The organism is Parabacteroides sp. 20_3 (assembly GCF_964238835.1).
Classification (GTDB): Bacteria; Bacteroidota; Bacteroidia; order Bacteroidales; family Tannerellaceae; genus Parabacteroides; species Parabacteroides distasonis.
On record NZ_CAXSNO010000001.1, the window covers coordinates 906,158 to 917,485 of the forward strand.

General features: G+C 35.1%; 9 protein-coding genes and 1 pseudogene. All 10 read right to left on the minus strand.

The genetic code is table 11. The features are described from left to right. Positions 1-50: 50 nt before the first annotated feature. Complete coding sequence (locus ACESPU_RS03815; protein WP_227793695.1) at positions 51-1,541, minus strand: flippase; 1,491 nt, start codon at positions 1,539-1,541, stop codon at positions 51-53. Beyond that, positions 1,516-2,793, minus strand: a complete 1,278-nt coding sequence (locus ACESPU_RS03820) for an O-antigen polymerase (protein ID WP_005865232.1) — start codon at positions 2,791-2,793, stop codon at positions 1,516-1,518. The genes ACESPU_RS03815 and ACESPU_RS03820 overlap by 26 nt, the downstream gene beginning before the upstream one ends. A 14-nt stretch (positions 2,794-2,807) precedes the next feature. Beyond that, positions 2,808-3,779 carry a hypothetical protein gene (locus ACESPU_RS03825; RefSeq protein WP_005865230.1) on the minus strand — a complete coding sequence of 324 codons (972 nt, stop codon included), beginning with the start codon at positions 3,777-3,779 and terminating at the stop codon, positions 2,808-2,810. A 9-nt stretch (positions 3,780-3,788) separates the two neighbouring features. After that, a complete protein-coding gene (locus tag ACESPU_RS03830; RefSeq protein ID WP_005865228.1) occupies positions 3,789-4,685 on the minus strand; it encodes a glycosyltransferase family 2 protein in 897 nt (298 codons plus the stop codon). 20 nt (positions 4,686-4,705) lie between these two features. After that, entirely contained in the window at positions 4,706-5,293 is a 588-nt protein-coding gene (locus ACESPU_RS03835; protein WP_373133138.1) for a sugar transferase, read from the minus strand. After that, complete coding sequence (locus ACESPU_RS03840) at positions 5,294-6,175, minus strand: NAD-dependent epimerase/dehydratase family protein (RefSeq protein WP_373133139.1); 882 nt, start codon at positions 6,173-6,175, stop codon at positions 5,294-5,296. Positions 6,176-6,189: 14 nt separating this feature from the next. Further along, the gene (locus ACESPU_RS03845) at positions 6,190-7,299 is read right to left on the minus strand and encodes an acetyl-CoA carboxylase biotin carboxylase subunit family protein (protein WP_008778521.1); all 1,110 of its coding nucleotides are present in this window, start codon (positions 7,297-7,299) and stop codon (positions 6,190-6,192) included. A 15-nt stretch (positions 7,300-7,314) separates the two neighbouring features. Further along, a complete protein-coding gene (locus ACESPU_RS03850) occupies positions 7,315-8,514 on the minus strand; it encodes a DegT/DnrJ/EryC1/StrS aminotransferase family protein (protein ID WP_005865220.1) in 1,200 nt (399 codons plus the stop codon). 21 nt (positions 8,515-8,535) lie between these two features. Continuing rightward, on the minus strand, positions 8,536-10,983 hold the full coding sequence (locus ACESPU_RS03855; protein WP_122297437.1) for a polysaccharide biosynthesis tyrosine autokinase: 2,448 nt from the start codon (positions 10,981-10,983) through the stop codon (positions 8,536-8,538). Between the two features lie 37 nt (positions 10,984-11,020). After that, positions 11,021-11,328, minus strand: a pseudogene (locus ACESPU_RS03860) (polysaccharide export protein); the annotation flags it as partial.

Here is an 11,328-nt window from a genome sequence, read left to right on the forward strand (position 1 = left end):
AAAGGCAATTTAGCTTGAATAAAATGTTTCATAATATATATAATAAGCGACTAATATCTTACTACAAATTTTCTCAACAAAACCATCAACCGTGTTCTACTTTTTAACATAAGTAAAAACACACCAACAGCATAAATAAACATACCTACCAGAAGTTGAAGTATTAATGTAACAATATTTATATTCATTACATTTCCTATTTGAAAAACAAAAACAAACATTACTATCCCAATTAGTATAGGCGGAATCGTATTTAACAAATATTTTTTAATGAAAATTTTTTTTCTAACAAAATACGATTGATATATACAAACAATAATTTCAGCAAAAATAGTTCCTATAACAGCTCCTCTTGCAGCCATATATGGTATCAAAATTATATTCACAATCAAATTAACAGCAGCACCTAAAAACAAGGAAACAACAAATATTTTATCCTCTTTATAAGGTATTAAATATTGAGTTCTTATCACATTGGCAAAAGCCATAAACGGGACTGTCACAGCCAATCCCATTATAAGAATTCCACATTCTTCAAATTCATAACCAAAAAAGATGGGGGCTAACACAAATGAAATACCTGCCAATCCAAAAGAGATAGCTATTGCTAATAACATAACAGCTTCCATCGACATGTCAATTAACTTAAAAACCTCTCCTTTATCCTTACTCGTCACCATATTTGCAATTCGAGGCATAAGAACTACACCAAATGCCATTATCAAACTCATTGGCACATTAATTATTTTTTCAGCATTTTCATAAAACCCGACTTGAACATTCGAAGAAATGGATCCTAGCATAATTTTATCCATATACTTATAAAGACTCAATGCCAATATCGGCAAAAACAATACAAATAGGGGTCGAATATGTTGTTTCATATTAGCCCAAGAAGGCCTCCTCCATGAGACATATTGCTTTAAAGCAAACCAAACTACTGACTGCCCGACAAAAACAGAAAGGGCTAATATTAGCGCATAAATCCAAAGATCAGTTTGTGTCTTAACAAAAACTAAAACTAAAAATACAGACAAAATTTTCACAAGAGTATTTCTTCCTACTGTCAGCTTAAACTTCTCTATTCCAAAGAAAAACCAATTAATATCAAAGACTGCAGCAAAAACATAAATGCTCTGAATAAGAAATATGACCAGATTATCCTCTACAAAAAAAAACAAAAGCACTAAATAAACAAATATTACAATTATTGAAAAAATAATGTGAATTGATAGAATTTCAGAAAAGTTCCTATTCAATTCTTCTTTATTATTTCGAACCATAGCAATCGTTCGACTTCCATAATTTTTAATTCCAAGATTTGCAAACAAAACAAAATAGTTAGCAACTGCATATGTATAAGAGAAAAGTCCTATATTCTCAGCACCTAAAACTCTTGATACATAGGGGATCGTAAATAGAGGAATGAAAACTATCAACAATTCATACAAGAACTGATATACTATATTTCTCCTTAAACTTGGCAAATTTTTACAATTTATATTTTTAAACACCTCACAATCTAATTCTTTTATAAACAAAAAAAGCCATTAAAAAGCTTATGCCTTGAACGGGCTGTGTAAAATAGAATCTAACAAATGAGAAAATCAACTTTTGCAACAATAATAAATAAATTAGCGTATATTTATCATCTGTACCATTTTTCGCTTTTTTATAAAAATGCATAACAAAAAAACCAAACAATACCCCCCCAACAAAAACACCAAACATCCCACCATCTAAGTAAAATTGAAAAAAAGTAGTTACAAATGCATTCATTCTAGCACTCCCAAGTAACACCACATTTTCTAAGTTCATAAATGAAAGATCACGTATAGTAGTTAACCATATTGGATATTTCCAACCCGCAAGCGTTAAAATAAACATAAAAGGATAAAAAACACCATAAAACGAAGCCATACCATACCCATAAACATTAAAAAAAGAAGCATTCAATTCATTTATTCTATATTCTAAATGAGCAATTGGAACAACGAAATATTGATACATTTGAAAGAAAAAATCAACATTTTCACCTTTCCTTGATATCGTTGTAAAAATCAATGATATAATACAAGACAAAACAACCAGTACAATTTTTCTCCTATTTTCTTTTTTCAATTTTATCTTTACACCCTTCCACTTATATAAATATATAACATAAATAGCCATCCATAGAATAACAGATCGACCTCCAGAAGTAAGAACCCAAGCAATAATCATCAGAATAGTTGAAACAATAAAAATCTTATTTCTATTACCTTTAAACCATTCTATTGGGAGTATCGCTATAGCTAAATAGACAGTAGGTGTCGCTATAAAATTTTGTATAGCAACCATATAATTTGATTGTCTCAACAAATTTAGATCTGAAGAAGTAAACAACTCTCGAATTGCAGATAGGGTTAGGCCTGATTGCAATAATCCAATAACAATAACCGCTTGATAAGCTAAATATACAAATGTTATAGAGTATAGAACAATTACAATTTTAAAATTCAATACATATGAATATTTTACATCGCTTTCAAATTTTCTAAAAAAAATATTTTTTCTCCCAAACCATTTCTTTAAATCAACAGATACAAACCCAACAAAAAAAGAGAATAATCCTATAAATAACAACAAATACGTATCACTATTTGGTACAGGAACGCCAAACAACCCTAATCTTGAAAAAGCCAGCAACAGCATCCAAATCAAAAAAAATACAGTACTAGGATTATATAATTTACCATAAACAAACTTACTAAAACAAGCAGCAAAAACACACAACAAAAACGGTGCTATCATAAAACAAATATAAATTAAATTTTATTCAAATAACGATCTAATTTATCCACAAATAACACAGGCGAATATCTCCCATCATACCCATAATCCACCTTATCTACACATTTTAAAAAATCACTTAATAAAACAGATCCACAACTTAGCAAATAAATATTTTGTTCTCTATAAAATGGAGAACAAAGTATTTTCTCATTATCTGTTACTAATTTCCTATTATAACAAATTGCCTCTAAAGTACGCAACGTAATTCCTGCATTATTTTTATCCATTATTTCCACAATAAACTCAGAACTTAAAATCTCTTTCAACACTGATTTATATGGCAGCCAAGTATTATAAACAATTCCCTTCCTTCTTTTTTGCTTTTTCCTAGGTACTCCTGATATATAAAAAATTGGATTACATCCACAAAGTTCCAATTTATCATAAATACGGATCAATTTTTCCAGCCGATCTTTTGCAACCCCCACAAAAAAACATTTACGCTTTATCATTTCAACATCACCCACATCTACCATTGAATAAACAGTAGGATAATAAGAAAATCCAAATAACTTTGCCTCCTTTTCATCATATGTGTATATCAAATCAAAATTCTTCAACATAGGCTCAATAATACGTCTCATTCTATAAAATGAATTTATTAAGACAAGAACCATAGTCACATTAGATTTCCTCTTCAACTTCTCAAGAAAATTATTTCTATAATTACACAATGAAGGATCTGTAAACAGAATCACATATTCATTCGATTGATCAAAATCATAATGATCTAAAGAATAATATTTCTCCCAAAATCGTTTTAATGGCAATTCTATTTTCATATTCAATTTAAAGCTAAAATGAATACGAAAAAGCAGATCAATCAACACATTATTAACAAACAATGGTTTATTAATAAAATCCACATTATCGAGTTTTTCTAAATCTCTCCACATCAATCTACCATAATCCCGATTTGGATATACCAACAAATATTTTCGCATTACTCTTATTTATCTAAAAAGATGATTTTTCTGATAATCCAATAACTTGCTTATAGTTGATTTCATTCTCAGTGAGCTCAAGACAAAAAACACCAAGGCTTCCTTTGATTTCTTTATATAAAAACTATTTCTATAATATTCCATAGCCACTTTTTGATTAAAAAGAACCACTTCGTTTCCTAATCTAAACAAATATTTAGCATAAGTAGTCGGATTTTTTTGTATATCCTTTTTATATTTATTATATAATGATTCCCATGCATTTTTATTGGCCAAACTACTTTTTGATATACTATCTTTTTGTACAAAAGAGTCCACTAAACTTTCCCTCAAGTAACCTATGGAATAAATTCGAGCAGCTTGTAACGCAAAATCCCAGTCTTGAAAACGCTTTAATGTAACATCAAAACGTATTTTTTCAAAACATTCTCGCTTACATATAATCGTTTGAGTACCAACTCTATTTAAATAAAGAAGTTGATCAAAATAATCTTTATTATCATCCATATCTACATTTGGATAATAATATTTCCTATTGGGATCCTCCAACATAATCCGAGTCATGCCACAAAAGGAGAAATCCAAATTTCTATCAATCATAAATTGGTATTGCTTCTCCAATTTATCAAGATGCCATTTATCATCACTATCTTGAAAGGAGATAAACTCTCCTCTTGCAGATAATGCTCCTATATTTCTCGCATTACAGGCCCCAGATCTTTGCTCTAATCGCAAATAACGAATTCTATCATCTGCGATCTGAGTAACAACATCTTGGGTTCCATCCGTAGAAGCATCATCAACAATAATCAACTCAATATCTCGATATGTCTGGTTTAATACACTATCCACTGCCATACGTATTGTCTGAGCACGATTATATGTAGGTATAACAACTGATATCATTCCACTTATGTTTAAAATATTCAATTTTTGTACACATTTTCCCTACGAAGAACAGATTTTAATGTCATAATAATAATTCTACAATCTAAAAGAAATGAAACATGTTCCGCATAGTAAACATCATTTCTATACCGTTCCTCTAGTGTAGCACTGTTCCGTTTTAAGGCTTGATTATATCCAGTAATACCCGGTCTAACACCAAATTTTTTTCTTATAAAATCCGTATAAGTATTTTCATTACCCATCGGGCTAGGTCTTGGACCAACCAAACTCATATCCCCCAAAAGTACGTTAAATATTTGAGGAAGTTCATCGATACTTGTTTTTCTCAAAAATCCACCGATCTTGGTTAATCGAACATCTTTTTCAGAATTAAAAGTAGTACCATCAGCATTCCTTACATCAGGAGCATTCATTTTCATACTCCTAAACTTAAACATTTTAAATTTTTTCATATTACATCCATAGCGTTCTGCATTATAAAAAACATCACCATGATCTTCTAATTTTATAAACAAAGCCACCGGGATTATTAATATCAAAATAAAAGGAATCAACATCAAAGATATTATAATATCTATAAGACGCTTAATTACATTTTTATACATCTAATCTATTCGATTTTTCAATTCATACAAAGCTTCTTTCATTGTTTTAGGCTTAAAGCCTAAAAAACTAACATAGCGATGAGTATCCATAAAAGAGGAGTCAATATTTTCATCTATATCCTCTTGATAATCTATTGAATTAGTATTTTCAAATACTGAATTTACCGTATTTGCAATTGACAAATTTGTATAAGCCTCTTGCATACCAACATTCAAAATGATTGATTCCTCTTTCTGCTTGATTGCACACAAAACAAAAGTCTCAGCCAAATCATCAACATAAATAAATTGACGTTTAGCTACACTCTTACCTTTCACTATCAATTGTTTTCCTTGATATGCAAATTCGATGAAATTATTCATCATGCCTTTACGCTTTTCCTCTAATCCCAAAACTTGAGCAATTCTCAAAATAGTATATCGGAATTTAAACTTATGGGTATAAAAAGCACAGAGATATTCACAAGATGCCTTTGATATCCCATAAAGAGTTTTAGGAGAAAGACTGATATCCTCTTGCCACGGTATTTTTGTTGTATCTGAATAAACTGCAATAGAAGAAGCAAAAACCAGATGCTTAATATTCAATTCATTCATTGCCAATAAAATATTTTCAGTAACAATCTCATTCACATGATAATCGGAAATCAAGCCTTGTGTACCTCTTGTAGCCGCTAAATGAATAATCACATCTACATTCTTCAATACTTTATTTAATGAATCTACTGAATAATCGGTCTTTACCCATCTTACTTTATTATAGAGTGTTCTATCATTTTGAACTCTTGACAACGCAAGAATATCTATCTCATCATAATCAGCAAGTTTTTCCAATACTTTTGAGCCTATAAATCCACCTGCTCCCGTAATAGCAATTCTCATTACCAAAAACTCCTTTATAGACTATGGATAAAATACCCCACCTTGTCAAAACGTCCATTTACCGGACGTATATTATCACCTGTCGCATAATAGAAAAAACTGTCCTCCGAATCTTTGGGTATCAAGAAAGCAGATTGATCCATTATTGTTTTTGGCTTTTGGCAAAAGAAAACCAACTCCATCGGTTTAATATCCGAATTCAAACATTTTAGTTCTGAAATATCATCATATAGCAGATGCTCAAATACTAACTTCATCAAATTAACCCCTGTAGATCTAGCCAATAAATTCCACATATGACATCCATCCAAACGTGGTGTCATTTCTATGATGTACGGATGACCGTTCATTACTTTCATCTGGAAATAAACCGGACCATTCAATATTCCAATCCGATTACAAGCATCTTCTACGATTCTTTTTATTTTAGAATTAGCTGTATTACAAACGGCTTTACTTGGAACAATATGTTTATGTATCAACCCGGTATATTCCGGCCAAGTATCCCGATCCGAAACAATTAAGAATCGCATTACTCCGTTGACCATATAACCGTTAACTGAAACCTCTGGCCCTTCGATGTACTTTTCAACAATAACTTTTCCCTCTCTAGAATATTTAACCACATCTTGAAAATGAGACTCAAATTCAGATTGTGAACGAATTAAAAAAATACCTCTTTGCCCTTGCGCATCTGATGGTTTTAAAATAGCAGGATATTGAATTGCTATTTTATCTATAGAATCTAACACTTGAAAAGGTATATTTCCTTCACATTCCAATGTTAGTCTCTCACGCATCAAGTTCTTATGATTACAAACATTCGCTGCATAAGAAGAAACAAAATGAGGTAATCCAAGTCTCTCACTCAATCGACATGCTACAGGCATCGCTAAGTCTGATCCTGTTGAATAGACCACATCAATTTTATTATCAACTATAAAAGTTGCTAATTTCTCCTCATCTAATATATTAATCAAATTAAAATGATCTGATAAATCCGCAGCAGGTCCATCTTTAGCCATTGCACATGTGAATGTCTCACATCCCATTTTTTTTAATTGGCTAACTGCATCCATTTGTACTGCCGCAACTCCCAATATTAGAACTTTCTTTCCCATCATTTTTATTAGTAGATCTCATTTTAAACATTCCTTCACACACTCAATCACATAATCCACATCTTCATCAGACAAGCAGGTATGAAGCGGCAATGTCACAACATTTTTAAATTGCTTATAAGCATTTGGATAGTCCTCTATCTTGAACCCCAATTTCTTATAGCCTGTGTGCATAGGAAGCGGTTTATAATGTACATTGGTCGCAACTCCTAATCCGGCCATTTTCTCTATAAATTTGTTCCGTTGTTCGGCATCTTTGTCATTCAGATTTATAATATATAAATGTCCAGAAGAGACAATATCTGAAGTATAATGCGTTACCACCGTAATAGGTAGCCCCTTCAATCCTTTATTATAACGGTCTATAATTTCTTTTCGACGGGACAAAATCTCATCATACCTTTTTATTTGTCCTAGACCTATGCCCGCACAGACATCTGTCATATTACATTTATACCATGGCCCAATAATATCATACTCCCACGCTCCCAACTTCGTTTTTGCCAAAGCGTCTTTACTCTGACCATGAAGACTCAATAACATATATTGGTGATATAACTCATCATTATCTATCCCTTCAATATCTCTCCAAACAACCGCACCGCCTTCCGCTGTTGTTAGGTTTTTCACCGCATGAAATGAGAAATTCGTAAAATCGGCGACAGAACCTATTGGGAATTTTTTATATGAGGCTCCAAAAGAATGAGCACCATCAGCCATAACAATCACTCGATTCAAGGCTTTTTGAATCGGGTTATCATTTGGATGGAATAAATTCTTTTTCCGTTCTACTATATCGAAAATCGTATCATAGCCACAAGGAATACCAAACAAATCCACCGGGATTATAGCTTTTGTTCTCTCGGTTATCGCCGCTTCTAATTTCTCATAATCCATCGTGAACTTTCCATGCTCACAATCTATCATGACCAATCTTGCCCCCACATGCTCTACCACACTTGCGGTAGCTGTATAAGTATAGGCTGGAACAATAACCTCATCACCGATTCCTATACCTAATATACGCAAAGTTATCTCAGCACATGCCGTATTTGAATTCAAACAAACAGCTTTTGAGGTATGACAACGTTCTGCTACCAGCTGTTCTAATTTTTTAGTTTTAGGTCCGGTAGTTATCCAACCGGACTTCAAAGCATCAACAACTTCACTGATCTCTGCCTCTGTTATATCAGGGGGACTAAATAATACGTGTCTCATGACTCTTTATAAATTTCCTTATTATTTCTTTTTCTTATTCTCCGCCTCAAAACCATACCCATAGCCGTATCCATAACCATAATGTTTACCATAGCCATAACCGTATTTCTTACCATAACCGTAACCATAGGTGTTCTTACGTTTGCTCAGGTCGATTCCATTGATCACTACCGCCAACTTGTCAAATTTATGCTCGTCCCTAAGAACATTAATGTAGCAGAAAGCGGCTTTCGGGGTCACGTCCGCACGGCAGACATAAACACACATGTCGGCCACACGGCTTATTATGGCCGTATCAGTTACCATACCGATCGGGGCTGTATCCAGCAACACGTAGTCATAACGGGATTTCAATTGCTCTATCGCCTTCTCCAAGGTATCACGGGCTACCAGTTCCGTCGGGTTCGGGGGAATCGTTCCTCCTAAAAGGATATCCAGGTTCGGACTGATGCCGGAAGGCTGCACAAGATCAAAAAGATCCTTATCCTCCGGATCCATCAGATAATTAGATATTCCTTCCTGCCTTTTCGATAAATCGAAGACCTTATTCAAGCCCGGCTTACGGATGTCCATACCAACCACTACCACCTTCTTTCCCAAATAAGCCAAGCTGACAGCGAGATTTCCAGTCACGAAAGACTTACCTTCTCCGGGCTGCGTAGAAGAGAAAAGTATGACCTTTTGATCTTTCCGGAGCATAAAGAGCAGATTGGTCCGCAAACCTCGGAAGGTCTCCTCCATCATGTCGTTCTTATTCTCGCGCACCACGATCGCTCCCTTATCGGAGGATTTATGACCACACAAGGGCAATTCGCCCAAAATCGGAACATTCGTCAATTGCTCCACATCGCCACGATTCTCGATCTTATATTTCAATAATTCCACGACAAAGATGATTCCCACCGGAATAAACAGGCCCACCACAAACGCAGCCAATAAAAACACGAGCTTCTTGGGAGCCACAGGATCCTTCCCGGGTAATGGTTCCTCTACAATACGACCATTATTAGCCGTGGCTGCCAATGTGATCGCATTTTCCTCCCGCTTCTGCAACAGCATGATATATAAAGTCGCCTTGATTTCTTGCTGGCGAGAAATAGTCATGAACTCTTTCTCTTGCTTTGGAGCATCACTAATCCGGCTCTCAAATTTACTAGCCTGACGCTCAATATCTTTCTGGGCGATTTGTAGTCCTCGCAAGACACTATTCACGGTTGTCTCGACATTACGTCTCATCGCCTCAACGCCGGTGTTCATGTTTATCACCGCCGGGTTATTTTCCGAAGAGGTACGTAATAAACGTTTACGCTCGATGATCATCGTGTTATATTGTTCAATCACCCTAGTGAGGTTTTGATCCTGTAACCCTACGTTTGCAGGAATTATCTCTTCCTTGTTGACCGGATCGTTGATATAGGTACGCAGAAATTGAACCAAGCTGATCTGTGTAGCGTTCTCCGTACGTTGCTGCTCATACTTGGAACTCTCTTGTAAGGCTAGACGGGCATCACTTGTCAAATCCGTCAGACCGGATCGTTGCTTGAAATCCGCCAACTCGCTCTCCGCCGTACCCAACTCATGGTTAATTATACCGATACGCTCCTCTATGAACTCAGCGGTTTTCTGAGCTACCTCATTCTTCTCATCGTTCGCGTCTTGATTATAGAACGCAACCAAACGATTCACGAAATCCACGCCTCGCTCCTTTACTGTATTGTTCACGCTGATCTTCGCTATCGTCGTGGTCTGGGAAGAGGCGGTCACGCTCAAGTCTTTCATATAATCCTCGGCGGTCTCCGTCGGCGTATTTATGGTAACACGTAAAGCGATTTCCTCTTCTTCCATATACAAGGTATCGCCTCGCGTAAAGCTTAAAACACCCACAGGTGTTGGTAACACCGCCGGCAATTGATCAAATGCCTGTTCTATCTCTTGCTCTTCCTTATCTTGCACATATTCAGCCTTAACAGACAATTTTCCTGTTTTTGTAAATGTAAGATCCAGCTTAATCGGCTCCTCCAATTTATCGGCCTCTTCCGGTGTCATATAAATCCGCACCGGACTATTCTTATAAAGAGGCATCGCATAACCGAACGCTCGCTTTTCCGCTACACGAACATATAAATTCAGGTCGTTCACGACTTTTTTTATCAATGTACGGGATTTCAATATCTCCACCTCGTTATCAAAATTATTTGTCATGGAAAACATTCCCAAATCTTGAATGGCCGCCAACGGATTGTTGCCCGAACCGCTTCGCTTATCCTCCTCCTTTATCAACACGGAACTGGAAATGTTATATACAGGCGTTTGATAACGAAGAAACAGGTAAGTAGCGATGCAACATATCAATATACTAGCAACAAACCAACGCCAATAAAAAAGGTATTTGAATAAAAGAGCGACCAAATCAATCTCTTGTTCCTCGTTCTCTATCCCAGTGTTATTAATTATCCGTTCGTCTATCATCTCTCTTAATTTTCAATTCTCAATTTTCAATTTTCAATTACTTAAGTATGTTTACCAACAGGCCGGCAATAGATACCAGAATCGAGAGTGAGCTTACCCAAAGGGTCGTGCTGTTACCGATATCGGAGTTCTTAGCCTTCGTCTTGTTCGGGGTCACGTAAATAATATCGTTTTGCTTCAGGTAATAATACGGGGAAGTCACGACTTCGGCATTATTCAAATTCAAGTTAATGATCTCACGCTTACCGTTCACGTCCTCACGGATCAGCTTGACGTTATCACGGACACCGTAAATCGTCATATCGCCTGCCATCGCCAAAGCCTCCAGAACGTTCACCTTCTCGT